27 protein-coding genes and 2 pseudogenes are annotated in these 24,820 nt (G+C 62.8%); 14 read left to right on the plus strand and 15 right to left on the minus strand.

Going from position 1 to position 24,820, the window contains the following annotated elements; all coding sequences use genetic code 11:
• Positions 1-1,023: pseudogene (locus tag EOB36_RS25725) on the minus strand (hypothetical protein); the annotation flags it as partial.
• A 512-nt stretch (positions 1,024-1,535) separates the two neighbouring features.
• Here EOB36_RS25725 and EOB36_RS25730 point away from each other — a divergent pair.
• Both EOB36_RS25730 and EOB36_RS25735 read left to right on the plus strand, forming a co-directional pair.
• Positions 1,536-1,757 (plus strand): hypothetical protein, encoded by a 222-nt coding sequence (locus tag EOB36_RS25730; RefSeq protein ID WP_348631832.1) that lies wholly within the window; start codon positions 1,536-1,538, stop codon positions 1,755-1,757.
• A gap of 133 nt (positions 1,758-1,890) precedes the next feature.
• On the plus strand, positions 1,891-2,358 hold the full coding sequence (locus EOB36_RS25735) for an NUDIX hydrolase (protein WP_126104900.1): 468 nt from the start codon (positions 1,891-1,893) through the stop codon (positions 2,356-2,358).
• Between the two features lie 9 nt (positions 2,359-2,367).
• Here EOB36_RS25735 and EOB36_RS25740 read toward each other — a convergent pair whose 3' ends face one another.
• The 5 genes from EOB36_RS25740 to EOB36_RS25760 form a co-directional block, all read right to left on the minus strand.
• The gene (locus tag EOB36_RS25740) at positions 2,368-3,219 is read right to left on the minus strand and encodes a citryl-CoA lyase (protein WP_127205771.1); all 852 of its coding nucleotides are present in this window, start codon (positions 3,217-3,219) and stop codon (positions 2,368-2,370) included.
• Between the two features lie 13 nt (positions 3,220-3,232).
• Complete coding sequence (locus tag EOB36_RS25745; RefSeq protein ID WP_128286005.1) at positions 3,233-4,417, minus strand: CoA transferase; 1,185 nt, start codon at positions 4,415-4,417, stop codon at positions 3,233-3,235.
• Between the two features lie 15 nt (positions 4,418-4,432).
• On the minus strand, positions 4,433-5,956 hold the full coding sequence (locus EOB36_RS25750; RefSeq protein ID WP_126104897.1) for a tripartite tricarboxylate transporter permease: 1,524 nt from the start codon (positions 5,954-5,956) through the stop codon (positions 4,433-4,435).
• A gap of 3 nt (positions 5,957-5,959) precedes the next feature.
• Positions 5,960-6,496 carry a tripartite tricarboxylate transporter TctB family protein gene (locus tag EOB36_RS25755; RefSeq protein WP_128286006.1) on the minus strand — a complete coding sequence of 179 codons (537 nt, stop codon included), beginning with the start codon at positions 6,494-6,496 and terminating at the stop codon, positions 5,960-5,962.
• A 129-nt stretch (positions 6,497-6,625) separates the two neighbouring features.
• A complete protein-coding gene (locus tag EOB36_RS25760) occupies positions 6,626-7,603 on the minus strand; it encodes a tripartite tricarboxylate transporter substrate-binding protein (RefSeq protein WP_095488421.1) in 978 nt (325 codons plus the stop codon).
• Between the two features lie 205 nt (positions 7,604-7,808).
• Between EOB36_RS25760 and EOB36_RS25765 the strand changes: the two genes are divergently transcribed.
• Complete coding sequence (locus EOB36_RS25765; protein WP_095488476.1) at positions 7,809-8,582, plus strand: IclR family transcriptional regulator; 774 nt, start codon at positions 7,809-7,811, stop codon at positions 8,580-8,582.
• A gap of 49 nt (positions 8,583-8,631) precedes the next feature.
• Here EOB36_RS25765 and EOB36_RS25770 read toward each other — a convergent pair whose 3' ends face one another.
• Positions 8,632-9,171 (minus strand): GNAT family N-acetyltransferase, encoded by a 540-nt coding sequence (locus EOB36_RS25770; protein WP_128286007.1) that lies wholly within the window; start codon positions 9,169-9,171, stop codon positions 8,632-8,634.
• 230 nt (positions 9,172-9,401) lie between these two features.
• Here EOB36_RS25770 and EOB36_RS25775 point away from each other — a divergent pair, with 230 nt between their 5' ends.
• On the plus strand, positions 9,402-9,857 hold the full coding sequence (locus EOB36_RS25775; RefSeq protein WP_095488419.1) for a DUF2214 family protein: 456 nt from the start codon (positions 9,402-9,404) through the stop codon (positions 9,855-9,857).
• On the opposite strand, the gene nth is transcribed toward EOB36_RS25775, so the two are convergent.
• The gene (nth, locus tag EOB36_RS25780; protein ID WP_095488417.1) at positions 9,851-10,654 is read right to left on the minus strand and encodes an endonuclease III; all 804 of its coding nucleotides are present in this window, start codon (positions 10,652-10,654) and stop codon (positions 9,851-9,853) included. The two genes, EOB36_RS25775 and nth, sit on opposite strands and share 7 nt — an antisense overlap.
• Positions 10,655-10,676: 22 nt before the next feature.
• Here nth and EOB36_RS25785 point away from each other — a divergent pair, with 22 nt between their 5' ends.
• From EOB36_RS25785 to EOB36_RS25810, 5 genes are all read left to right on the plus strand, one after another.
• Positions 10,677-11,171, plus strand: coding sequence for a DUF2244 domain-containing protein (locus EOB36_RS25785; RefSeq protein WP_095488415.1), 495 nt, complete (start codon positions 10,677-10,679; stop codon positions 11,169-11,171).
• A gap of 248 nt (positions 11,172-11,419) precedes the next feature.
• Positions 11,420-12,298 carry a methylated-DNA--[protein]-cysteine S-methyltransferase gene (locus EOB36_RS25795; protein ID WP_095488413.1) on the plus strand — a complete coding sequence of 293 codons (879 nt, stop codon included), beginning with the start codon at positions 11,420-11,422 and terminating at the stop codon, positions 12,296-12,298.
• A gap of 159 nt (positions 12,299-12,457) precedes the next feature.
• Positions 12,458-13,366 (plus strand): ribokinase, encoded by a 909-nt coding sequence (locus EOB36_RS25800; protein ID WP_095488411.1) that lies wholly within the window; start codon positions 12,458-12,460, stop codon positions 13,364-13,366.
• A gap of 9 nt (positions 13,367-13,375) precedes the next feature.
• Positions 13,376-14,824, plus strand: a complete 1,449-nt coding sequence (locus tag EOB36_RS25805; RefSeq protein WP_095488409.1) for an amidase — start codon at positions 13,376-13,378, stop codon at positions 14,822-14,824.
• Positions 14,825-14,934: 110 nt separating this feature from the next.
• Positions 14,935-15,549: a LysE family translocator gene (locus EOB36_RS25810; RefSeq protein ID WP_095488407.1), complete on the plus strand. Its 615-nt coding sequence runs from the start codon at positions 14,935-14,937 to the stop codon at positions 15,547-15,549.
• A 153-nt stretch (positions 15,550-15,702) separates the two neighbouring features.
• Here EOB36_RS25810 and EOB36_RS25815 read toward each other — a convergent pair whose 3' ends face one another.
• Complete coding sequence (locus EOB36_RS25815) at positions 15,703-16,644, minus strand: nucleoside hydrolase (RefSeq protein WP_128286008.1); 942 nt, start codon at positions 16,642-16,644, stop codon at positions 15,703-15,705.
• 143 nt (positions 16,645-16,787) lie between these two features.
• Between EOB36_RS25815 and EOB36_RS25820 the strand changes: the two genes are divergently transcribed.
• Together EOB36_RS25820 and EOB36_RS25825 are read left to right on the plus strand one after the other, a co-directional pair.
• Complete coding sequence (locus EOB36_RS25820) at positions 16,788-17,213, plus strand: Hsp20 family protein (RefSeq protein WP_023797450.1); 426 nt, start codon at positions 16,788-16,790, stop codon at positions 17,211-17,213.
• Positions 17,214-17,276: 63 nt separating this feature from the next.
• A complete protein-coding gene (locus EOB36_RS25825; RefSeq protein ID WP_095488403.1) occupies positions 17,277-17,534 on the plus strand; it encodes a DUF1150 family protein in 258 nt (85 codons plus the stop codon).
• A gap of 82 nt (positions 17,535-17,616) precedes the next feature.
• Here the strand turns inward: EOB36_RS25825 and ptsN are convergent, their stop codons facing one another.
• The 6 genes from ptsN to lptC form a co-directional block, all read right to left on the minus strand.
• Positions 17,617-18,081 (minus strand): PTS IIA-like nitrogen regulatory protein PtsN, encoded by a 465-nt coding sequence (gene ptsN, locus EOB36_RS25830; RefSeq protein ID WP_095488401.1) that lies wholly within the window; start codon positions 18,079-18,081, stop codon positions 17,617-17,619.
• Between the two features lie 155 nt (positions 18,082-18,236).
• Positions 18,237-18,821, minus strand: coding sequence for a ribosome-associated translation inhibitor RaiA (gene raiA, locus EOB36_RS25835; RefSeq protein ID WP_095488399.1), 585 nt, complete (start codon positions 18,819-18,821; stop codon positions 18,237-18,239).
• A 268-nt stretch (positions 18,822-19,089) separates the two neighbouring features.
• Positions 19,090-20,616 (minus strand): RNA polymerase factor sigma-54, encoded by a 1,527-nt coding sequence (gene rpoN / locus EOB36_RS25840; protein ID WP_128286009.1) that lies wholly within the window; start codon positions 20,614-20,616, stop codon positions 19,090-19,092.
• Positions 20,617-20,804: 188 nt separating this feature from the next.
• Positions 20,805-21,623: an LPS export ABC transporter ATP-binding protein gene (gene lptB / locus EOB36_RS25845; protein ID WP_095488396.1), complete on the minus strand. Its 819-nt coding sequence runs from the start codon at positions 21,621-21,623 to the stop codon at positions 20,805-20,807.
• Entirely contained in the window at positions 21,623-22,231 is a 609-nt protein-coding gene (locus tag EOB36_RS25850) for an LptA/OstA family protein (RefSeq protein WP_095488394.1), read from the minus strand. The genes lptB and EOB36_RS25850 overlap by 1 nt, the downstream gene beginning before the upstream one ends.
• Positions 22,218-22,931 carry an LPS export ABC transporter periplasmic protein LptC gene (gene lptC / locus EOB36_RS25855; RefSeq protein ID WP_095488392.1) on the minus strand — a complete coding sequence of 238 codons (714 nt, stop codon included), beginning with the start codon at positions 22,929-22,931 and terminating at the stop codon, positions 22,218-22,220. Before lptC ends, EOB36_RS25850 begins: the two co-directional genes overlap by 14 nt.
• A 318-nt stretch (positions 22,932-23,249) precedes the next feature.
• On the opposite strand from lptC, the gene sppA reads away from it, so the two are divergent.
• The 3 genes and pseudogenes from sppA to EOB36_RS25870 form a co-directional block, all read left to right on the plus strand.
• On the plus strand, positions 23,250-24,203 hold the full coding sequence (gene sppA, locus EOB36_RS25860) for a signal peptide peptidase SppA (RefSeq protein ID WP_127295441.1): 954 nt from the start codon (positions 23,250-23,252) through the stop codon (positions 24,201-24,203).
• A 69-nt stretch (positions 24,204-24,272) separates the two neighbouring features.
• The gene (locus EOB36_RS25865) at positions 24,273-24,557 is read left to right on the plus strand and encodes an integration host factor subunit beta (protein WP_023797441.1); all 285 of its coding nucleotides are present in this window, start codon (positions 24,273-24,275) and stop codon (positions 24,555-24,557) included.
• Positions 24,558-24,633: 76 nt separating this feature from the next.
• Positions 24,634-24,820, plus strand: a pseudogene (locus EOB36_RS25870) (DUF1049 domain-containing protein); the annotation flags it as partial.

Raw genomic sequence — 24,820 nt, forward strand, 5'->3', positions numbered from 1 at the left:
GGTCGTTATCTCACCGGAGTTTTCACCCGAAGCATTGCCGCCGCTGGTGGGTGAGCCGCCATTGCTGCCGGATCCGACAAAAATCGAAGACGATTGATTTCCGTCGCCGCCGCGGCCACCGGCGGAGCGGACAATCATGCCATATGAAAATCGACCGCCTGTGGTGATCTGCCCGGCGTTGCTGCCGTTCGCGGTGCCGGCACTGCCGCCATTGCCGCCTTCGCCGGCATTTGCATAACCGGCGGAGACGGCGTTACCACCGGTGCCGCCATTGCCACCGCTGGCGTCTACGATGATCCCGAACGAGTTTTCACCGGTCGTTTCGATGATGCTCGAGGCTGTGGCCGTTGCATTGGCGTTGCCGCCGGCGCCGCCATGGCCAGCGTCACCTTCATCTGCGAAAACGAGACCGCCGCTGCCGCCGCCATCACCGCCCTGACCGCCGGTGGCCGTCGCAACCATGCCGTGATGAAAATTGCCCTCCGTGAACAGGCTGGCGGTGTTGGTGGCACTGGCGCTTCCGGCGTTGCCGCCATTGCCGCCCTCGCCACCATTGCCTACGAGCAACAGAAAGCCGTATCCGCCATTGCCGCCATTGCCACCATCCGCCGTGACATCATAGGCGCTAACATGGGGCAGAGCCGGCGCAGGCACGCTCTGGTCGGTGTTGTTGACATGCACTGCGTTGCCGCCCGCGCCGCCATTGCCGCCGTCGCCGTCATAGCCGCTGCCGTTGCCTCCATTGCCTCCATTTTGATTGATGAGGACTTGCGCATGAACGACATCTGTCGAAACGGGAAGGAGCCCTGCCAAGGCCGTGGCGCCGAGCAGCAGCGCCAGGCGATTTGGCAGAATGGCCCGGCCGGGCAAAATGCGCCGGTTCTCGCCGCGCGCGGCTTCCGGCGCGGGTCCGGCTTTCTTGCTCGATCTGATATCGACAGGGCGTTCCGTCGAAACGGCCTTATTGCCGATGACGGTCCGCCGCACGGAATCCGACACGGAGAGCCTTGAGAACAAAGCCATGCACTACCCCCTAGAGTGCGACGTTCCCAATCCCTACTTGGATCCGCCGCTGCCGCCACATCTACTCAGGCAGTAAAAAATGCTGGATATTCGTAATAGAACTCAACGCATTAAGGCCAGCGCTCCCAATTCGTTGTGAAGCGATGGCTTGATTAGAATACATTAACTTCTGCCCAATGGAATTCGAATTGTTGAACTTGCGCTTGATGGAATCGAAGTGTTGCGTGAAGGACACTGGCCAAAACGTCTGACGTTTCATAGTCGTCATATGACGGCAATGCTTCAATCGGCCTGCCGAAATATTAGAGATTACGAATATAATGTCTTGGCGGCAGGCGCATCGATTCCACTACGATCGGGGCCTTGGCGATGGCATCGCCACGCAGACATCCTATATTAGGAGGGTGTCTCCTCCGCGCGGGAATGAACGGATGTCGCAGTCTCGTCTTTCAACGATTTTCACGTCGGCATTGCTGGCAACAGCGATCTTGCCGGGCGCAAGTCCGGCCGCCTTGGCACAGGTCCTCAACCCCGCCGACCGCAACGCGCTGGTCCGGCAAAACGAATTGCAGGTGCTCGAGAACAGGCTGCGGCGCCAGCAATATCAGCAGCAGCAACAGCAGTTCCGTGCCCAGGATCGCGAGGTCGCGCCGCAACGGCCAGATGTGCAGCAGATGCAGCCTACGTGCCAGTTGCGACGGTCGGGCAGCCGCTTTATCAGCACCTGCCGCTGATGAGCCGGTACTTTTCATTTATTTAGCCGACTTATAGCCTTGAACACCGCTCTACTTGAAGTAGCATCGAAGGCGGTTTTGATTTCGCAACGTGCCTTTGTGCTTGGGCACTGCCCTGATTGGATCGTCGGGAATGGCAGCCACCAAGAAGAAGGCCGTACGCAAGGCAAGGAAGGGGGAGCGGGTCCGTCAGGTCGCGGCTATTCCTTTTCGGCTGAGCGAACACGGGGACGTTGAGGTGATGCTGGTCACCTCGATATCGACAAGGCGCTTTATCGTGCCCAAGGGCTGGCCGATGAAGGGCAAGAGTGGGCGCAAGGCAGCCACCATCGAAGCGCAGGAGGAAGCCGGCGTCCTCGGCAAGACGCTGAAGCAGCCGGCCGGCACCTATTCCTACTGGAAGCGGCTGACAAACCGCTTCGTTCGCGTCGACGTCACCGTCTATCTGCTGGCGGTGACCGAGGAGCTGCCCAACTGGCAGGAAGCCAACAGACGGCAGCGAGCATGGCTGACGCCGGAAGACGCAGCAGTGCTTATCGACGAGCCCGACCTTTCAACGCTGCTGAAGAACTTGAAGGTTCCCCAACCTGCGCCCGCTTGAACCGGGGCCTCATTTGGAATCGTCGTCTCCCTGAGGGAAAGGCCGGACCGGCGTGCCGGCATAGGCCCACAACCATTCGCGCGGCAGCGGCCCCTTGTTGCGGTCGCTCTGCTGCGACTGCTCCCACGCATGCGCCAGAATGCCTACCGAGCGCGACAGCACGAAAAGGCCGCGCGTCAGCGGCGGCGGAAAGCCGAGCTCGCCATAGATGACGGCGGTGGCGCCGTCGATGTTGAGCGGGATTTTCTTGCCCTTGCGCCGCGCGACCTCGGCCTCAACAGCCTCGGCGATGTCGGCGAAACGTCCGCTGATGATGCCGCGCGCGGCAAAATCTCGGGTCAACTCGATGAGGCGCGGCGCCCGCGGATCGACCGGATGGAAGCGATGGCCAAGCCCCGGCACATAGGATTTTTCCTCGGCAAAGAAGCGATCGAGCCGCGCCGTGACAGCGTCGGCAAGCGTCATGCCTCCGTCCAGTGCCGCGGCGATGTCGCCGTAGAAGGCAAGCGCCTGCTCGCCAGCGCCGCCATGCACGTCGCCAAGGACGTTGATGGCTGAGGCCATGGCGCTATTGATGCCGACGCCGCAGGTAGCCGCCATCCGGGCAATGGCGATCGACGGCGCCTGCGGCCCGTGATCGACGGCAGCACCGAGCGCGATGCCGAGCAGCGCCGCCTGCTCCTCACCAGGCAGTTCGCCGCGCAGCATCAGCCAGATCATCGCCGGAAAGCTGACGCGGCCGATCAGATCCTGGATCTCGTAGCCGCGCAGCCGAATCACGCCGGGGCGCATTTCGATGATTTCGGTCTGCCACCATTCCTCGCCGCGCTCGCGGCCGGTTTTTTTCCCAACGTTGCTCATGGTCTCGCGTCGCTCATGCCCGCGCTCTCGTTTTTGCCCGGGGCGGCAAGCCGGCAAACACCTCGTCCGTATGCTCGCCCAGCGTTGGCGGCGGCTTGGTCGGCAAGGGTGCTGTGCCATCGACCATGAACCCGCCGCGCACGACGGTCAGCGGCCGGTCGATGTTCGGCATGCCATCGAAACGGGTGGTCATGTCGCGCCCGATCACTTGCTGCTCCGCCAGCACCTGCGGGATCGTCAGCACCCTGCCCGCCGGCACGCCTTCGCGATTGAGCGTCTCCTCCCAGGCCGCGGCCGAGCCGCTCGCCAGGGCATCCTCGATCAGCGCCTTCAAGGCGATGCGGTTGCGCTTGCGCGTCTCGCGCTCGGCAAAGCGCGGGTCCGACGCCAGATCGGGCAGCCCGATCAGCCGGCAGAGCGCCACGAATTGCTCCTGCTTGTTGGCAGCGATGTTGAGCAAGCCATCGCCGGTGCGAAACGTTCCAGAAGGTGCCGCCGTCATGTTCTCATTGCCCATCGGCTGCGGCTCGACATCAGCCGTCAGATAGTTGGAGACCGGCCAGCCCAGTGCGGAAAGCGTGCATTCGAGCATCGACACGTCGAGAAAAGCGCCTTCGCCTGTCGTCTTCTGCTTCACAAGTGCAGCAGTGATGGCAAAGGCACCAACCAGCCCGCCCAACGTGTCGGCAACGGGATAGCCGACACGCAGCGGCGCGGTCTCCGGCGTGCCGGTGATACTCATGATGCCGGACAGTCCCTGTATGATCTGGTCGTAGGCCGGATTGTCGCGCATCGGCCCGGTCTGTCCAAAACCCGAAATCGCGCAATATACCAGGCTGGGGCGGGCCTCTTTCAGCTTCTTGTAGCCAAGCCCCAGCCGGTCCATCACGCCGGGGCGGAAATTCTCGACCAGAGCGTCGGCGGAGGCGACCAGATCGAGGAAGCGTTCGCGATCGGCCTCTTTTTTGAGATCAAGCACCACCGATCGTTTGCCCGCGTTCTGCGCCAGGAACGAAGCGCCCATTCCGGCACTGTTGAGCTCCGGCGAGCCGCCGAGCTGGCGCGCCAGATCGCCGCCTTGCGGCGCCTCGACCTTGATCACGTCCGCCCCGAGCAGCGCGAGCTGATAGGCGCAGTAAGGACCTGCCAGAACATTGGTCAGGTCGAGGACGCGGACACCGGACAGCAGATCGGTCATAATGTCACAAACAGGTCAGGCATCGCCCGGCACATGCTCCGGCCCACGCGTGCGCCTGCGCTCGACGTAGGCCCAGATATGCGGCCCAATCAGCCCGATGAACGCCAGGGTCAGCAGTGTCAGCGACAGCGGATGCTTGTAGAACACCGACCAGTCGCCATTCGAGATGGTCATCGCCCGGCGGAACTGCGCTTCGGCGAGCGGCCAGAGGATCATGCCGATGATGACCGGCGCCGTCGGGAAATCGAAGCGCCGCATCAGGAATCCGGCCCCGCCGAGCAGATAGAGGATGACGAGGTCGGTCGGCGACTGAGAAATGCCGTAGGTGCCGACCGTGGCGAACACCAGGATGCCGGCATAGAGCTGCGGCGCCGGGATTTTCAGCAGCCGCACCCACAGACCGATCAGCGGCAGGTTGAGGATGACGAGGATGACATTGGCGATGAACAGGCTGGCGATCAGCCCCCAGACCAGATTGGCCTGCGTCATGAACAGCATCGGCCCGGGATTGATGCCATAGCTCTGGAAGGCCGACAGCATGATCGCGGCCGTCGCCGAAGTCGGCAGGCCGAGCGTCAGCATCGGCACCAGCACGCCGGCAGCCGATGCGTTGTTGGCGGCTTCCGGTCCGGCAACGCCTTCGATGGCGCCGACCGTGCCGAACTCCTCCTTGTGTTTGGAGAGCTTCTTCTCGATCGCATAGGACAGGAACGTCGGGATCTCGGCGCCGCCGGCCGGCAAGGCGCCGATCGGGAAACCGAGCAGGGTGCCGCGCAGCCAAGCCTTCCACGAGCGTGCCCATTCGGCGGCGGTCATGTAGAGCGATCCCCTCAGCGGCACGATCTCGTCCTTGCCGGCATAGCGGCGCGAGGCCATGTAGAGCGTCTCGCCGACCGCAAAGAGGCCGACGGCGACGACGATCACGTCGACGCCGTCGAGCAACTGGCTCATGCCGAAGGTGAAGCGCGGCTGGCCGGTCTGCAGGTCGACGCCGACTAGGCCGATGACGAAGCCGACGAACAGGCTCGTGAGGCCACGCACCGACGACGAGCCGAGCACCGCCGAAACCGTGATGAACGCCAACACCATCAGCGAAAAATATTCGGCCGGGCCGAAAGACAGCGCGAATTTGACCACGACCGGGGCCAGGAAGGCGACGCCCAGCGTGCCGAGCGTGCCGGCGACGAAGGAGCCGATCGCCGAGGTGGCAAGCGCAGCGCCGCCGCGGCCGGAACGGGCCATCCTGTTGCCTTCCAGCGCGGTGACGATGGTAGCACTTTCGCCTGGCGTGTTGAGCAGGATCGATGTCGTCGAACCGCCATACATGGCGCCGTAATAGATGCCGGCAAACAGGATGAAGGACGCTTCCGGCGCCACCTGATAGGTGATCGGCAAAAGCAGGGCGATGGTCAGCGCCGGTCCGAGGCCGGGCAGCACGCCGATCGCGGTCCCCAGCGTCGTGCCGAGCAGGCACCACATGAGATTGACCGGCGTAAAAGCGACCGAAAATCCATGCGCGAGATGGCCAAGCGTTTCCATGCGTCACGCCCTCAACATACGGATAATCGCATCGAGAACCGTGTTCAGCTGGTTCTCGATGAAGCCGGCGCCGATATTGACGCCGAGAGCCCTGGCGAAGCCGAAATAGGCGGCAAGCGCTAGGATAAGGCCGAGCATCACATCACGCAGCGGATGTCTGCTGCCGAACCCATGGCAGATGAGAACGAACATGATCACCGAGGCCGCGGTAAAGCCAAGCGGCTGGATCAGCACAAGGTTCGCGACCAGCCCGAGGGCGACGATGCCCATCGCCTTCCAGTCGGTCGGCGTTTCCTTTTCTTCGTCCGGTTGCCAGCCGCCCCGCAGGGCGGCGACGATCAGCAAGAGGGAGAGGATCGTCATGCCAACCATGGTGATGTAGGGAAAGACGGTCGGGCCGACCTTGGAGTAGAGCGGCGACACAGGAATCGATAGCGTCTGCCAGGCTACCGCGCCGGCGCAAGCGAGAAGCCCGATGCCGATCAGCAATTCGGGCGCGGCAAGGCGCGGCCGCGCCGCCTGCTGGTCGCTGGTGCTCATGATCGTCCTCCCTGGATAGCCGGTCTCCCACAGCCGACTTCGCCGCAGTTTCACCCGCGCTGGATCGTATGTCCATGCGGCTGGCGAACATCGGAAAGGGGCGGCGCAGGCCACCCCCTTCCGAGGGTATCAGGCAAGGCCGAGGTCCTTGAGGATGGCCGCGATCCTGGTCGTGTCTTCGGCGAGAAATTTCGCATAGTCGTCGCCGGTGAGCAGGATTTGCGTCCAGTTGCGGTTCTTGCATTCGGTGGCCCAGGCATCGCTTTTGGCCATGGTCTCGACCAGCGTGATCATCGCCGCCTTGTCGGCGTCGGAAACGCCCGGCGGTGCGAAGACGCCGCGCCAGTTGAACAGTTCGACATCGATGCCGGCTTCCTTCAGCGTCGGTGCGTCGATGCCTTCCTGTGGCTTGTCCGCGGAAATGGCGAGCAGCCGAAGCGCGCCTGCCTTGACCTGTTCGGAGAACTCACCATAGCCGGAGATACCGGCCGCGACCTGGTTGCCGAGAAGCGCCGACAGCGCCTCGCCGCCGCCGGCGAACGGCACATAGGAGAGGTTGGCTGCCGGAACACCGGCCGTCTTCGCGATAAGGCCGAACAATATGTGGTCCGAGCCGCCGGCCGAACCGCCAGCCACCGGGACCTTGGTCGGATCGGCTTTGAGGGCGGCGACGAAATCCGCTGCTGTCTTGAACGGCGAGGCCGCCGGCACCACAAGCGCCTCGAACTCGCCGGTGAGGCGGGCGATCGGCGTGACTTCGGTGAGATTGTTGGCCGATTTGTTGGCGATGATGGCGCCAACCATGACCATGCCGGCAACCATCAGCGAATTGCCCTTGCCGTTCCACTGGCTGATGAACTGCGGAAGGCCGACCGTGCCGCCGGCGCCGCCGACATTGGTGATCTGCGAGCCGGAGATCAGCTTCTCACTGCGCAGCACCTGGTCCATCGTGCGCGCCGTCTGGTCCCAGCCGCCGCCGGGCGCTGCCGGCACGAAGATCTGGATCTGCGGTGCATCCTGCGCGAAAGCGGGCGAGAGATGCAACGCCGCGAAACCGGCGGCGCCGGCAGCAGCGGTGCTCATTAAAAATCTGCGTCTGTTCAGCATGGGGATTCCTCCAATCACGACACCTCCTCCGGTGCCTGCCAGCAACGTAGCCTGAATTCAGACCCGCTCGACAAAAATTCATGCAGTCTTTGCCTAGTTCTGTCAACAGGAACGACGTTCTACTAGACAGAACTGATTGCGTGCGGCACAGTTGCTCCGATCGGCCCCTTCTGTCCAACGGGAACGGAACGACGTGGTCAAGCAGATGACCGTAACACAATCCAAGCCTGCCTCGACCGCCGGCGTTGCCGCGCTCGATCGTGCGATCGCTATCCTCGATGCTTTCGCCACTGCCGACCGGTCGCTCAGCCTAGCCGAAATCGCGGCGCGGACCGGCCTCTACAAGAGCACGATCCTGCGCCTGGCGAACTCATTATTGCGCGGGCAGTTGCTGGAGCGTCTCGACGACGGCCGCTACCGTGTCGGCCCTGCCACCTTCCGGCTGGGCGCGCTATACCAGCGTTCGGTCGTGGCGATCGACATCCTGCTGCCGATCATGCGTGATCTGGCCGAGCGAAGCTGGGAAAGCGTCGCTTTCTATGTCCGCTCGGGCGACGTGCGGACCTGTCTCTACCGCGTCGAGTCCAAGCATCCCATCCGCTACACCATACGGGAAGGCGACGTGCTGCCCTTGCTGGCTGGTTCGGGCGGCCGTGTCCTCGCGGCGTTTTCCGGTCAGCAGGACGAGCCTTACGAGACGATCCGCAAGACCTACCACTGTTTGTCGGTCGGCGATCGCGACCCCGAGACGGCGGGCGTCTCGGCACCGGTGTTCGGGCCAGGGCATACCTTGCTCGGTGCATTGACGCTTTCCGGCCCGAGCACGCGCGTCGACGCGGCCTTTCTCCAGCGCATGAAAAAACCTTTGCTCGAGGCGGCCGCGCGCGCCACCCGCGCTTTCGGCGAAGACGCCTCAATGCTCGAACAGGCTGCCCGCAAGGCCGAAGTGGAAGGCCCGGTGCTGAAGCGAAAGGCGTAGAAAGCCTCGATTCGGCCTGACCGCAACCACGGAATGACAGGCAGCACTCTCAACACTGCCGTTCCAGCAGTATCGTTGCATTGTCGTGATAAATGGTCCGCAACACCTCCCTGTAGCCGCATTTTGCCGCAACGTTCAGCGAACCGGTGTTTTCCGGATCGATGATGCAGACAGTCCTTGCGCGCCGGAATGCTTCATCGCCCCAGGCGAGAACCCGTCCGACGACTTCGCTGGCGAACCCTTGGCCATGTGCGCTCGAAGCCAGCGCCCAGCCGGCCTCCGGAACGCCCTCGATCGACGGCACGATATCGCGCTTCAGATCGTGAAAGCCGGCCTCGCCGATGAAGCGGCCGGATGCTTTGTCCTCGATCGCCCAAAAGCCGTAGCCCAAGAGCGACCACAGGCCGGCATGACGCAGGAAGCGCATCCAGCTTTCTTCCCGTGTGCGCGGCTTGCCGCCGATGAAGCGGGTGACGGCCGGATCGGCCCACATGGCGACATAGGCATCGAAATCATCGAGCCGGTGCGGCCGCAGCACGGTGCGCGGGGTTTCAATGACGGGAGCGACGAGCGCCTGTGGATTACCCATGTGTCATGCCTTCGGTTGCGGTTGCCTATGTGCTTAGTGCATGTCGCCCAAGACTGCTCGGCGGTTTTGGGGATAACGACATGCGACAGAGATCCAAATCGCCTGCACCAAACAAGAGCCAAAGCCTGTGCAGATCATCTTCCAGCCCAATGTGAATCCTGCCCAGCGGTGCTACTTTTCACAGCAGCTGATTCAGCGTCCGCTGTGCCATCCGACGGAGGGAAAAGGGCATGGATACCACCGACCTTCTGCTTGCCATCTTTCATCATCTGCTGGTGTTTTCACTGGCAGGCATCATCGGCGCCGAATTTGTCCTGATCCGCGGCGATCTGCCCGCCGCGACGCTCCGGCGGCTTGTCGGCATCGATCGCCACTATGGCATCATCGCCATGCTGATCATCATCGTCGGCATCGCCCGCGTCATCTACGGCCTGAAGGGTTGGGAGTTTTACGTCTACAACTGGGTGTTCTGGGCAAAGATGGCGACCTTCGTCATCGTCGGCCTGTTGTCGATCGTCCCGACGGTCCGCTTCGGCTCCTGGAGCAGGCAGGCCTCGGCCAGCCCCGGCTTCCAGGTGCCTGCTGCGCAACTTGCATCCGTTCGAACTTATGTCCGCGCCGAAGCGTTCATCTTCCTGCTGATCCCGGTCTTCGCGGCGGCGATGGCGCGCGGCTACGGCTACTGAATTTCGCCTACCGGTTCGAGTGGCGCAATCTCGACCAGCGGCGCCGGCACATCGTTCGTCTTTTCGTCAGCCTTGCAGATATCGGCGATGACGCAGACCGGACAATCCGGCTTGCGCGCCTTGCAGACGTAGCGGCCATGCAGGATCAGCCAGTGATGGGCGTGGCGCATATATTCGTCCGGAATGATCCTCAACAGCCCCTGCTCGACCTGTTCCGGCGTCTTGCCGGGCGCCAGCCCGAGCCGGTTGCCGATGCGGAAGATGTGTGTGTCGACCGCCATCGTATGCTGGCCGAAGGCCATGTTGAGCACGACATTGGCGGTCTTGCGTCCGACGCCCGGCAGCTTGACCAGTTCGTCGCGGTCATCAGGCACCTCGCCGCCATGATCGCGGATCAGCGCTTCCGACAGTGCAATGACGTTCTTCGCCTTGTTGCGCCAAAGCCCGATGGTGCGGATATAGTCGCCGACCTTGGCTTCGCCGAGCGCCAGCATCTTTTGCGGCGTGTCGGCGACCTTGAACAGCGCCCGCGTCGCTTTGTTGACGCCGACGTCGGTCGCCTGTGCCGAAAGCACCACTGCCACCAGCAGCGTGAATGCGTTGATATGTTCGAGCTCGCCCTTCGGCTCGGGCCGCTGAACGGAAAAGCGTCGGAAAATCTCGTGCACCTCGGCCGGGCTGTAGAGCGAATGGGACCGCACCGGCCGGGCACGCGGCTTGGCAGTTGGGCCGTCGCGTCGGCCGCGGGGCAGGTCGTTTTTGGGTGTGGAGGAATTTTTGGACTTGGGGTTCGCCATCCCCTTCCTATAATATCCCGCCATGAGCGACACAAACGCCTCATTTCAGGCCGACGAGCCATTCTTCCAGGCGTTGCTGATACCGCATCGGTCGCTCGGCAAAACCGGCTTTGCCATCCTGATGGGCGCTCTGCTGTTCGGCTCGTTGGTCACCGGAGCGTTTTTCCTGTCGCGCGGCGCCTGGCCGGTGTTCGGCTTCCTCGGTCTCGACGTCATCGCCGTCTACATCGCCTTTCGCGCCAATTATCGTGCCGCCCGCGCCTGCGAGGAGGTGTCGGTCTCACGCACCAGTCTCGACATCCGAAAGACGGCGCCATCAGGAAAATCGGAAGCGCATCGCTTCAATCCGTTCTGGGCGCGTTTTTCGGTCGCCCGCCACGCCGAGATCGGCATCACCAGAATGGCGGTTGAAGCGCAAGGCCAGAATGTGCCGATCGGCGGCTTCCTCAATCCCGACGACCGCGAGAGCTTTGCGTCAGCCTTTTCGCGTGCCCTGGCGACCGCCAAGGCACGCTAGATGTGAGCGAAACCGCCTCGTCCGCGAAATGATTTTTCAGCAGCGATTGAGGCAACCGGTTCTCCGGTGCCTTGCGATAGACGGTGATCAGCAGCGTCTCCTTCTCCTTGGTGAGATGCACCTTTTCGCCAGCCATCATCGGCTCCTTTCCCGAAGCCAACTCTATCTGGGGATGTGCGGAAAGAAGGCAAGTTTCGGGTGGTGATCGGCGCCGCGAAGGACGATATTCGCGTCAAGGAGACAGTCCTATGAACGCACAGACCGCTATTCTGAAGAAAGACATCACGCCCGAAGGCGGTGACTACGAAGTTGTTCGGCGCGCGATCGAGAAGATCAGCCTTGACTACCGTGACCAGCCGTCGCTCGAAATACTGGCCGAGGAGGTTGGCGAGACGCCGACCGGGCTGCAGAAGCTGTTCACCCGCTGGGCCGGCCTGTCGCCCAAGGCCTTCTTGCAGGCCGTCACGCTCGACCACGCGCGCAAACTGCTCGATTCCGGCATGCCGCTGCTCGAAGCTTCTTTCGAGGTCGGCATGTCAGGTCCCGGACGGTTGCACGACCTTTTCGTCACCCACGAGGCGATGTCGCCGGGCGACTACAAGACGCGCGGCGCCGGGCTGACGATCCGCTACGGCTATCATATCTCGCCATTCGGCATCGCCCTGATCATGGTCACCGACCGCGGGCTTGCCGGCCTCGCCTTCAACGATGCCGGCGGCGAGCGTGCGGCCTTCGCCGACATGTCCAGCCGCTGGCCGAACGCAAACTATGTCGAGGACATGGCTGCGACGGCGCCCTATGCCGCGCGCGTCTTCGATCCGGCGCTGTGGCGCGCCGACCAGCCGCTGCGCGTCGTCATGATCGGCACCGACTTCCAGGTTCGCGTCTGGGAAGCCCTGCTGCGCATCCCGATGGGCAAGGCCTGCACCTATTCCTCGATCGCCGCCCGCATCGGCGCACCGAGCGCCAGCCGGGCGGTGGGTGCCGCGGTCGGTGCCAATCCGATGTCGTTCGTGGTGCCGTGCCACCGGGCTCTCGGCAAGTCCGGCGCGCTCACCGGCTACCACTGGGGCCTGACCCGCAAACGCGCCATCCTTGGCTGGGAAGCGGGACAGGTCGCGCCTTGAAATAGTTCACGGCCTCGTGCGCTGATACCCAAACAGACCTTGCGACACCGGCGAGACGCTTTCGCCGGTGTTTTTCGTTAACCCGCGAAATGACTGCCCGCTCTGGAAAGCAGCTGTCTTCCGGGCTAGCTTCCCGCGCAGTCAGCAGGGAGGCACCACTTGATAATCGTTGTCGGCTCGATCAACCTCGACCTTATCGCCAATGTCGACCGCTTGCCCGCACCGGGTGAGACGGTTCGGGGCTCCGGCTTCACCACCGCACCTGGCGGCAAGGGCGCCAACCAGGCGCTGGCCGCCGCACGCGCCGGCGCCAAGGTGCGCATGGTCGGCGCCGTCGGCAAGGACAACTTCGCCACTGAAGCGCTGGCGCTGCTGCGGGACGGCAAGATCGACCTGTCTGGTGTCGGTGAAACATTCGCCTCGACCGGCACGGCATTGATCATGGTCGCCGACGACGGCGAGAACGTCATTGCCGTGGTGCCGGGCGCCAATGATTCGGTCGTGACGGGCGATCTTTCCAAGGCTTTCATGAAAAAGGGCGATGTCGTGCTCTTGCAGCAGGAGATCCCGCTGCACACCGTCGATGCCGCACTGGACGCGGCACGGGCGGCAGGCGCGATCACCGTGCTCAACACGGCACCCTTCCGTGCAGAGGCGACCGCCTTCCTCGGCAAGGCCGACTATGTCGTCGCCAACGAAACCGAATTCGATCTCTATGGCGAGGCGCTGTCGCTGAGCGGTCGCGATCGCCCGGCGCGGATGCGCGATTACGCCGGGAAGACCGGCCGCACAATCGTCGTCACGCTCGGCGGTGACGGCGTTCTGGCTGCCACGCCAGCCGATCTTCTGATGGTTCCGGCGCTGAAGATCACTCCGGTCGACACGGTCGGCGCCGGCGACACGTTTTGCGGCTATTTCGCCGCCGGCCTGTCGTCCGGCCTGCTGCTCGAACAGGCGCTCGCCCGTGCTGCAGCCGCTGGTTCGCTCGCTTGCCTGAAGCCCGGCGCCCAGCCGTCGATCCCGCAGGCGAAGGAAGTCGACGCGGCGCTACAAAAATCCGCCAGCTAGGTGAGAGCCATGCGTCCTGCCACAAAACACGCCGTGCCGCCTGCCGGCGATATCTGCCGCCTGTCCGCCGTGGACCTTGCCGGCGCGATCCGGCGCCGTCAGCTTTCCGTCCGCGAGGTGGTGACGGCATTCCTCGACCGGATCGACGCAGTGAATCCGCTGGTCAACGCCATCGTCTCGCTGCGCGACCGTGCCGACATCTTGCGCGAGGCCGATCAGGCAGACGCCCATCTGGCGCATGCAGGGCATTCCGGCCCCCTGTTCGGCCTGCCAATCGCCATCAAGGATCTCGCGCAGACCAAGGGCCTCAGGACCAGCTTCGGCTCGCCGATCTTCGCCGATTTCGTGCCGCAAGAGGATGATTTCTTCGTCGAACGCGTCCGCAAGGCCGGCGCCATCATCATTGGCAAGACCAATGTTCCCGAATTCGGGCTTGGCTCCAACACTTACAACGCCGTGTTCGGCCCGACGCTCAACGCTTTCGACCCAGCCTTGACCGCCGGCGGTTCGAGCGGCGGCGCGGCGGTCGCGCTGGCGCTCGACATGGTGCCTGTCGCCGACGGCAGCGACTTTGGCGGCTCGCTGCGCAACCCGGCCGCCTACAACAATGTCTTTGGCTTTCGCCCGTCGCAAGGACTGGTCCCGGCGGGCCCGGACCTCGACGTCTTTCACGCACAGATGGGCGTCGAAGGGCCGATGGGCCGCAGCGTGCGCGACATGGCGCTGCTGCTAGACGAGCAGGCCGGCTACGACCCTCGCGCGCCGCTCTCACATCACAAGCACGGCTCGTTCCTCGAAGGGCTGCAAACGGCGGCGGCCGGCGGCCGCATCGCCTGGTTCGGCGATCTTGGCGGCCATCTGCCGGTTGAACCCGGCATCCTTGATCTTTGCGAGGCCGCTCTCGGCCGCTTCGCCAACATATCCTTTCAGACCGAAGCGCTGGTGCCGGATTTCGACTTCGAAGCGCTATGGCAGGCCTTTGTGACGCTGCGCCAGGCGAGCAGCGGTTGTGCGCTCAAGGCGCATTACGACGATCCCTTGAAACGCAGTCTTCTGAAGCCGGAGGCCGTGTGGGAGGTGGAACATGCGCTGCGCCTCACGGCGCCGCAGATCCACGCTGCCACGGTGAGGCGCTCGTCGTGGCACAAAACCCTGCTGTCGCTCTTCGACCGCTTCGACCTCATTGCGCTGCCGACCGCGCAGGTCTTCCCCTTCGAAGTCTCCACCCACTGGCCGACACAAGTGGCCGGGCGTGCCATGGACAGCTATCACCGCTGGATGCAGGTTTCAGCGCTCGCCACGCTGGGCGGCTGCCCTGCGGTCAACGTACCGGCGGGCTTCGATGCCAGAGGCAGGCCGATGGGCATGCAATTGATCGGGCGGCCGCGCGGCGACATGGCCGTGCTGAGAGCAGCGGCGGCCTACGAGGTGACGCTGCCGTGGCCGGCCGGAGCCTAAATCCAGGTCAAGGCTGCCAGCGACATATGCTGCCGGCTTGCACCGTCGTTGCTGTCATGCATTGATCACGGTCGGCCGCGTCGCAAAGCCGTATATTGTCGAGGAAAACCATGTCGCTGGAACTCTACGCTACCTATGTCGTTGCCTGCATCGTCATTGTCCTGGTGCCCGGACCGACGGTCACGCTGATCATCGCCAACAGCATCCGCCATGGCTCCCGCGCCGGCCTCGCCAACGTCGCCGGCACACAGGCCGGGCTGGCCATCATGATCGCCATTGTCGGCATCGGATTGACCTCATTGATCGCGGGCATGGGCCATTGGTTCGAGTGGGTCAGGCTGATCGGCGCCGCCTATCTGATCTGGATGGGCGTGCAGATGTTCCGCTCGAAGGGCAAGCTGAACGCCGACGGATCGGCGAAGACGCCGCGCGGCGGCTTCTTCCTGCAGGGCCTGCTGGTAGCGATCAGCAATCCCAAGACGCTGGTGTTCTTCGGCGCCTTCTTTCCGCAGTTCATCGCCCCTGAAGGCAACTACACATTGCAGATCGTCGTCATGGGTCTCACCGCCCTGATCTTCGCCGCCGTGTCGGATTCGACCTTCGCGCTCGCCGCCGGCCGCGCCGGACGCCTGTTGTCGGCCGGCCGCGTCAAGCTGCTGTCGCGGATCAGCGGCAGTTTCCTGGTTGGCGGCGGGTTGTGGCTGGCGTTTTCAAAGGCGAAGTGAGAGCCCTTCCCTCGCCCCGTTTACGGGGAGAGGGTGGTCGCGCAGCGACCGGGTGAGGGGCAGCTCCAAGGTTGCAAGCAAAAATACCGACGGGTGCGCCGCCCCTCATCCCCCTGCCGGGACTTCTCCCCGTGAACGGGGAGAAGGAGGCTTTCACAGCCGCCCCAGCCTTTCCAGCAGCAGCGCGAAAAACGCATCATGGTCGATGTCCCGCATCACCATGGCGTTCTTCGGCCGCTTGGTCACGCCCCACCAGTCGATCACGGTCATGCCCATGGTGAGCTCGGAGGCGGTTTCCACGGTGACGTTGCAGTCGCGGCCCCCGAACAGTTCCGGCTTCAACAGATAGGCAATGACGCAAGGGTCGTGCAGCGGGCCGCCATCGGTGCCGTACTTCTCCTCATCGAAGCGCTCGAAGAATTCCAGCATCTCCGCCGTGGCCGTGCCGACCCTGGTGCCGAGCTTGCGGAAGGCCTGGGTGCGCTTGGCCGTGGTCAGCGCCTTATGGGTAGCGTCGAGCGGCATCATGACGATCGGGATGCCTGATTTGAACACGACATCGGCGGCATGGGGGTCGACATAGATGTTGAATTCGGCGGTCGGGGTGACATTGCCGCCTTCGAAGAAGCCGCCGCCCATCAGCACGATTTCCTTGATGCGCGGCGCGATCTTCGGCTCGCGGATCAGCGCCAGCGCGATGTTGGTGAGCGGTCCGAGCGCGCAGAGCGTGATCGTGCCGCTCTCTTCCTTCATCAGCGTCTCGACGATGAAATCGACCGCATACTGGTCCTGCAGCTTCATTGTCGGCTCGGGCAATTGCGGTCCGTTGAGGCCGGTCTCGCCATGCACCTCCTCGGCGGTGACCAGTTCGCGCGCCAGCGGCCGGATGGCGCCCGCATAGACCTTGATGTCAGGCCTGCCGGCCAGTTCGCAGATCTTGCGTGCATTCTTTTCGGTGAGCCTCAGCGGCACGTTGCCGGCAACGGCGGTCATACCGACGATCTCCAGCTCGGCGCTGCCGAGTGCCAGCAATATGGCGACGGCGTCATCCTGGCCGGGATCCGTGTCGATGATGATCTTGCGGGATTGGGGCATTTCAATTCCTTGTTTGGGGAGTCTTTTTGGGCGGGGCTTTCGACGGCTTGAACTTGACCGCGGGGCGGACCATATCAAGACCATCGGGAAAAATGCCATCCGGGTTTTTCCGCTTTATGTCGCTCTTGAGAGGACAGTGTAACATGAGCCGAATGACGCCTTTCTCCAGCCCGCTTCTTCTGGGTTTCGACGCCATGGAAAAGACCCTGGAACGTCTGGCGAAGTCAGGTGACAGCTACCCTCCCTATAACATCGAGCGCCTCAGCGGTGCCGACGGCAAGGCCGAAAGGCTGCGTATCACGCTCGCTGTCGCCGGTTTCGCTGAAAACGATCTCGATGTGACCACGGAGGAAAACCAGTTGGTCGTGCGCGGCCGTCAGAACGACGATACCGAGCGCGAATTTCTTCATCGCGGCATTGCCGCGCGCCAGTTCCAGCGCTGTTTCGTGCTGGCCGACGGCATGCGGGTGATCGCGGCGGAGCTGAAGAACGGCCTTTTGTCGATCGATCTCGATCGGCCCGAGTCCGAACGGCTGGTACGGAAAATAAACATATCGGTGAAAGACTGACTTTTGCCGATGGCTCTCATGCGAGGCGGCCTTGAGTGGCGTCCTCGCGCCAAGGAGGCTTAAATGACCAGAACTGACGAAAATCTCATCATGACCAGCGGCGAATTCGCTCATCTCGGCGAAGGCACGGTCGCCTATCTCAGGAAAGTGTCGAGCGACGATCTGCGCGGCCGTTTCCCGGGCCTCGGCGAAATCGCGCCCGGCCTGGAACTGTGGGCCCTGTTTGCCGCCAATGGCCAGCCGATCCTGCTTTCGGACGCTCGCGACCGGGCGCTGGCCGGCGCCCTGGAAAACGACCTGACCCCCGTCGCCATCCACTAAATTAACAATACGGCACAGCGATCTGGTTGGAACGGACAGGGCCGCCCACGGCGGCCCTTCAACGGATCTGATCAAAAAAAGCTCAGGCCGCGTGCGAGGCCTGTGTATCCGATAAAAGCGCGTGGATCGCTGCGGCGTCGCGGGTGCCCCTGATCTTGGCCACCGTGTCGGCGTCGCGCAGCACCCGCGCGATACGCGACAGCGCCTTGAGGTGATCGGCGCCGGCGCCTTCGGGCGCCAAAAGCAGGAACACCAGATCGACCGGCTGGTCGTCCAGCGCCTCGAAATCGACCGGCGTCTCCAGCCGGGCGAAAACGCCGGCGATCCGCTTCACCCCGGCCAGCTTGCCATGCGGAATGGCGATGCCGTTGCCGACACCGGTCGAGCCCAGCCGTTCACGCTGCAGGATGGTGTCGAACACCTCCCGTTCCGGAATGCCGGAAATCGCCGCCGCCCTTTCGGACAGCATTTGCAGCAGTTGCTTCTTGGAGTTCGCCTTCAACGCCGGCAAAATCGCCGGAACGTTGATAAGATCGCTCAGATCCATACTTGAAATCCCTTGTTCGCCTGCCGTCGCCAGTCCTCACTCTCGCGTGCGGCTGGTTCCTTATCCCAGTGCGGCCTGGGTCGTCATCTCTGTGCGACCTTGGGTCGTCATCTTTGTGCGACCCTGGGTCGTCATCTCTGTGCGACCCTGGGTCGTCATCCCTGCGCGACTTTGGTCGTAGATGGGTCGATCCAGCCGATATTTCCGTCCGGCCGACGATAGACGATATTGAGATGCTCGTTTCCGGCATTGCGAAAGACGAGGACCGGGGTGTCCTTGGTGTCGAGCTCGATCACGGCTGACGCCACCGACATGGTCCGCAGCGTCATGGTTGATTCGGCAACGATGGCTGGCGCGAAATTCTCCGGTATTTCCTCATCATCGTCGGCAAGCGGCGCCATCACCGTATAGGCGATGTCGGTGAGCTCGCCATTGGCATTGCCTAAATTATGTGACTTCAGCCGACGCTTGTAGCGCCGAAGGCGGGTTTCAAGGCGATCCGCCGAGGCCTCGAAAGCGAGCGTCGGGTCCTGGGCTTCACCGGTCGCCTGCAGCGAAGCGCCGGAATCCAGCCGGATCATGCAATCGGCCGTGTAGCGCGATCCCGATTTGACGACTACGATTTGACCTGAAAAGCCCCGATCGAAATATTTCCCGATCACTTCCCCGACACGGTCGTTGATGCGCGTACGGAACGCATCGCCGATATCCATGTGTTTTCCTGATATGCGCAGTGTCATCTGAAAACTGACCTTCCTTGCTCAGGCTTCAAACTGTCCCGAGTTTATACCCGTGATCTGTGCGCACAAGCTTTGCGGCGTCACTTGCGCCGATTTTAAATCCGAACTTTCCGGTTGATCACAAGCCGCCTTCTTTGACCGTCCCGTGGCCAACGTCGCGACGGACCATCCGCATGCGGGCAGTAGCCCGTCTCATGCGGGCGGGCTTCTAGCCACTTCGTTGCGGCTTGTCAATGAAGCGCAAAAGCTGTGGAAATTCCGTCGGAGATCACCGCCCGGCGCTGGCCAAGGCGCGTTTTTCACGCCGTCTCTGCACCGACGAGGGAATATTCATGCCCTCCCGATACTTGGCGACCGTGCGCCTGGCGATATCGACGCCGCTTTCCCGCAACATATCCACAATCGCGTCGTCGGAAAGCACGTCGACGGTTTTCTCCTCGTCGATCAACTGCTTGATGCGGTCGCGCACCGCCTCCGACGAATGCGCGTCGCCGCCACCCGACGAAGCGATCGAGGCGGTGAAGAAATAGCGCAGTTCGAACACGCCGCGCGGCGTCAGCATGTATTTGTTGGCGGTGACCCGGCTGACGGTCGATTCGTGCATGCCGATGGCATCGGCCACCGTGCGCAGGTTGAGCGGCTTCAGGTGACGCACGCCATGGACGAGGAAAGCGTCTTGCTGGCGCACGATTTCCGAGGCGACCTTGAGGATGGTCTTCGCCCGCTGGTCGAGGCTACGCGTCAGCCAATTGGCATTCTGCAGGCATTCCGCCAGGAAATCCTTTTCCGTCTGGTTCTTCGCATGCGGTGAAACTTGGGCGAAATAGATATGGTCGACCAGCACGCGCGGCAGCGTTTCAGAGTTGAGTTCGATCACCCAGCTCCCGTCATTGGCCGCCCGCACTTCGACATCGGCGACGATCGCGTCGCTGGCGCCGCCCGAAAACGCCATCCCTGGGCGCGGATCGAGCGCACGTATCTCGGCCAGCATGTCGAGCAGATCCTCCTCGTCGACCCCACAAATCCGTTTCAGGGTCTGGAAATCGCGCCGCGCCAGGAGTTCGAGATTGGCAATCAAAGCCTTCATCGCCGGGTCGAGCCGGTCGCGCACGGCGAGCTGCAGCGACAGGCATTCGGCGAGGTCGCGGGCAAAGATGCCGGCCGGCTCGAACGTTTGGCAGACAGCGAGCGCATTCGTCACTGCTGTTTTGTCGGTGCCGAGACGGGCGGCGATCTCGGCCATGTCGGCGCGCCTATCGCCGGCCTCGTCGAGACCATCGGCCAGTTCGCTGGCGATCAGTCGTGCTGCCGGGTCAGCGAAGGCAAGCGCGACCTGTTCGCCGACATGCTCGCGCAGCGTGATGGCGGCGGCCGCCATGTCTGCGACGTCGAAGCCGTCGGACGAGGACGCGGAACCATTGCCGGAGGCCGACTTCCATTGGGCCGTCAGGTCGGGACCGAGCCGCTCGCTGGTGCCGGGGTCGTCGGGAAACAGGTTTTCCAGCGAAGTATCGAGCTTTTCCGAGATCGCCTCGGCACTCCACGCCGTTTCCGTCTCGAACCAGTCGCCGCCGGGGGCCGTTTCCGGCGCGACGTCGACCTTCTGCGCCTGGTCGCTGACGGCGTCGTCCTGCGGCTCGGCGCGCTCGAGCAGAGGATTGCGCTCGATTTCGTCGTCGATGAACCGTTCCAGCTCGATGTGGGTGAACTGCAGCAGCCGTATCGACTGCATGAGTTGCGGCGTCATCACCAGCGACTGGGACTGTCGTAGCTGTAGTTTTGCCGCCAACGCCATGGTTCGGTTAAACGCCCTGTCTACGCATCCGGACTGCCGGAAGGAGTTGGGCATAGAAACTGGCCCGGCTTTTGCTTGTCAAGGCGATGGCGATCAAAACTCGCCTGTCGGCGCGTTATTCGGACGAGAAATCGGAGAAAAAGGCCTGTCACGCGTCAAAAAGCGCGCTTGGACAGAAATATTCACGCTCAGAGTGTAAATCCTTCACCGAGATAAAGCCGCCGCACATCCGGGTTTGCGACAACTTCGTCGGCCCGACCATGGGTCAACACCTGGCCGGCATGGATAATGTAGGCGCGGTCGATCAGGCCGAGCGTCTCGCGGACATTGTGATCGGTGATGAGCACGCCGATGCCCCGCGCCGTCAGATGGCGCACGAGTTGCTGGATATCGGCGACGGCGATCGGATCGATGCCGGCGAAAGGTTCGTCGAGCAACATGTATGCCGGTCGGGTCGCCAGTGCGCGCGCGATTTCTAGGCGCCGCCGCTCGCCGCCGGAAAGCGACAGCGACGGGGCCTTGCGCAGATGGCTGATGTGAAACTCCTCGAGCAATTCGTCGAGACTGCGTTCGCGCTCCTTGCGGCTCTTTTCGACCACTTCGAGCACGGCACGGATGTTTTGCTCGACGGTCAGGCCGCGAAAGATCGACGCTTCCTGCGGAAGGTAGCCGATGCCGAGGCGGGCACGGCGGTACATCGGCATCGAGGTGACATCGAAGCCGTCGATTTCGATCGTGCCTTCGTCGACCGGCACCAGGCCGGTGACCATGTAGAAGCAGGTCGTCTTGCCGGCGCCGTTGGGGCCGAGCAACCCGACCGCCTCACCGGCGCGCACGCCGATCGTCACGCCGCTGACGACTTTGCGGCCCTTGTAGCTCTTGGTCAGGCCCTTCGCGATCAAGGTTCCCTTGAACTTTACCGTGTCGACAGTGACCGTGGCCGGCGCCGCAAGTTTGCCGGCGGCGCGTCCTGAGAGACGCGCCATCAGCGATGCTACGTCGGCCATCAGGGCTTCGCCGCTCCCGACTTCGGCGGCGTGATCGACATCATGACGCGGCCCCCGCAGGCGTCGACCTGGGCCAGGCCGCTCTTCATCTGCACGGTGAGCTTGCAGCCGACCAGCACATTGTCGCCTTGCGAAAGCACGACCTTGCTGCCTGAAAGCACCAGCACTTCCGTCTTCATGTCGAAAGTGCCGCGGTCGCCGGTGGCGACTTGGTCATCCGATTTGATATAGACCTTGTTGGCGACCTCCAGGCGGTCGATGTTGGCCGAGCCGGTCATCGCGGCACCGGCGGCCTCCGTGCCCTTGGCGGCAGCGCCGGCATCCTTGACGTAATAGACCGTCATCTTGCCGGCCTTGAGCACGGTCGGACCCTGGACGACGCTTACATTGCCTGTAAACACGGCGACGCTATCCGCCTGGCGAACCTCGAGCTTGTCGCTTTCGATCTGGATGGGCTTGTCGCCGGACAGTTTGAGGCCCGACAGCTGGCTGGTGGCCTTGGACTGCGCCAGAGCCGGCGTCATCCCCAAGCCCAGCCCCAAAACCAGCGCTAGGGCCGGCAACGCCGAAGCCGCGGCCACAAGCCGTGCCGAACTACTGAACCGCATTGGATGCTCCGCTCATTGCCTCTGCCGCCTTCAAGCTGGCGGGATCGATGTTGACACGCACTCTGTTCTCGAAAACCACGATCTTGCCGTTGTCCTGGATCGACATCGAATCTGCGGTAATCCGCGACCCGCCACGGCTGACGTCGACCGGATCACTCGTCTTCATAGTGCCTTTGCCCATGTCGAGAAAGACCGATTTGAACTTTGCCTCCAAGCCGTCGGTGGTGGTTATGGTGACATCGCTGGTCAGGCTCATCGTGTTGCCATCGCGATTGTAGGTGCCGCGCGAGGCATTGACGGCCGCCACATTGTCGGCCGAGATCGGCAGCTTGGCGTCGATGCCCTCCAGATCGATGATGCCTTGCTTGCTCACGTCCTGTATGGCGCGCAAGGCGGTCATGGAATAGGGCAGTTTCTGCTTGGTGAACCCGTTGAGCTTGGGGTTGGCCATCACCAGCTTGCCATCGGCGAAGGCGCTGCCGTCGGCCTGGACCTGGATCGAGACAGGCGCCGCGAGATACGAATAGACCGGGAAGGCGACCGCGATCACGGCAGCGACCAGCGGCACCGCCAGCTTCAAGATACGCACGCGGCGCGAATGGCGCTGGGCAATGCCGAAGGCGTCGACCCGCGTCGGGCCTACGTTCGGGGGGGCCAACTCCGTCTCGGTGTTGGTCGGTTCGATCGGTCGCGCTAACATAACTGCTTTCTTTTAAACCCCTGCCGCCAAGCACCCTATAGGTGGGATGCCGGCGCCCTCAAGCAAGCACAAGCGGAGGAAAACCGCAAAAGTGTGACGGTTGCTGTGGCACAAACGAAAATGAAACCGCCACAACTTGCACGTCATACCAGATACAGCGGGACAGCGTTAGGGCCTGTGGATTGGTCTTGATGTCACTTGAAACGCCGGCTCGCGAACGTCGACACCCTGTCTTTGGAGCGAGCTCGTCAGGAATCGGTAGCCGGGCGCGGATGGTTGCTTTAAAAGCATCTGCTCCCACCGACTATGAGGCTGACCATGGCACTGAGAGCCGACGACCTGATCGACCGCCGCCGCTTGCGCCGCAAGCTGACATTCTGGCGCGTCACAGCGCTTGTTGTCGCAGCGGCCGGGCTGATTGCCCTTTCGACCTGGATCTACGGTGACGACTTCACCGGCACGGCGGTCGACCATATCGCCAAGGTCAAGATCGAGGGCACCATCACCGAAGACGAAGACCTGATCAAACGGCTGGATGACATCCGTCAATCATCGAGGGTGAAAGCTGTGATCCTGTCGATCGATTCACCGGGCGGCACCACCGTCGGGGGCGAATCGATTTACGAGGAAGTGCGCAAGCTGGCCGCCGAGAAGCCGGTCGTGGCCGAAGTCGGCACGCTGGCCGCATCGGCGGGCTATATGATCGCCACCGGAGCCGATCATATCGTCGCGCGCAAATCGTCGATCGTCGGCTCGATCGGCGTGCTGATCCAGTATCCGGACGTCAGCGGCCTTATGGACAAGCTCGGCATCAAGCTCGAGGAAGTGAAATCGTCGCCGTTGAAAGCCTCGCCATCGCCCTTCAAGCCGACCAATGACGACGAGCGCACAATGGTCCGCAAGCTCATCCTGGACAGCTACGACTGGTTCGTCGGCATCGTCGCCGAACGCCGCAACATGACCAAGCCGGAGGCGCTGGCGCTGGCCGACGGCTCGATCTTCACCGGCCGGCAGGCTCTTGCCAATAAATTGATCGACGCGGTCGGCGGCGAGACCGAAGCGATCGACTGGCTCGCAACCAAGGGCGTCGATGCCAAGCTCAAGGTGGTGGAGTGGAAGGATACCGAAAGCGGCGGCTTCCTGTTCTCCAAGGCGATGGCGCGAACCATCGGCAGTGCGCTCGGCCTGCCCGACTATGGCGGTGATATCATCCACGAACTTGGTGCCGACCGCTTGTTTCTTGACGGTCTCGTTTCCGTCTGGCACCCTTGAGACGAGTGAAAAAGCAAATAAAATCATCCTCATAATTTTGACCACAGTGTTTTCACGGGGAGCCTTCTCATGATCAAATCCGAACTTGTGCAGATCATCGCCACACGCAACCCGCACCTTTTTCTGCGCGACGTCGAAAACATTGTCGGCGCGATTTTCGACGAGATCACCGACGCGCTTGCCGAAGGCAACCGGGTCGAGCTGCGCGGTTTCGGCGCTTTCTCGGTGAAAAACCGCCCCGCCCGCACCGGCCGCAATCCGCGGACCGGCGAATCCGTCGAGGTCGAGGAGAAATGGGTGCCGTTCTTCAAGACCGGCAAGGAATTGCGTGAAAGGCTGAACAGCGGCAAATAGGCGCCGCGCGGGTCACGCGCCGGCCTTTTCAGTAGGGCCCGGCCCTCGGTAGAGCCCGCCTTCGACAGGAAATTCCATGTTCAATCGCTTCATGCTCATCGTGGTCTTCGTGCCGCTGGCCGTCATCCTGATTGCGCTGGCGGTCGCCAACCGCGATCCGGTTGCCTTCACCCTGGACCCGTTCAATCCCGGCAATCCGGCGCTGACGATGACGCTGCCGCTTTTCATCTTCCTGTTCCTGGCTCTCGCCATCGGTATGATCG

The organism is Mesorhizobium sp. M6A.T.Cr.TU.017.01.1.1 (assembly GCF_004023115.1).
GTDB classification, from domain to species: domain Bacteria; phylum Pseudomonadota; class Alphaproteobacteria; order Rhizobiales; family Rhizobiaceae; genus Mesorhizobium; species Mesorhizobium mediterraneum.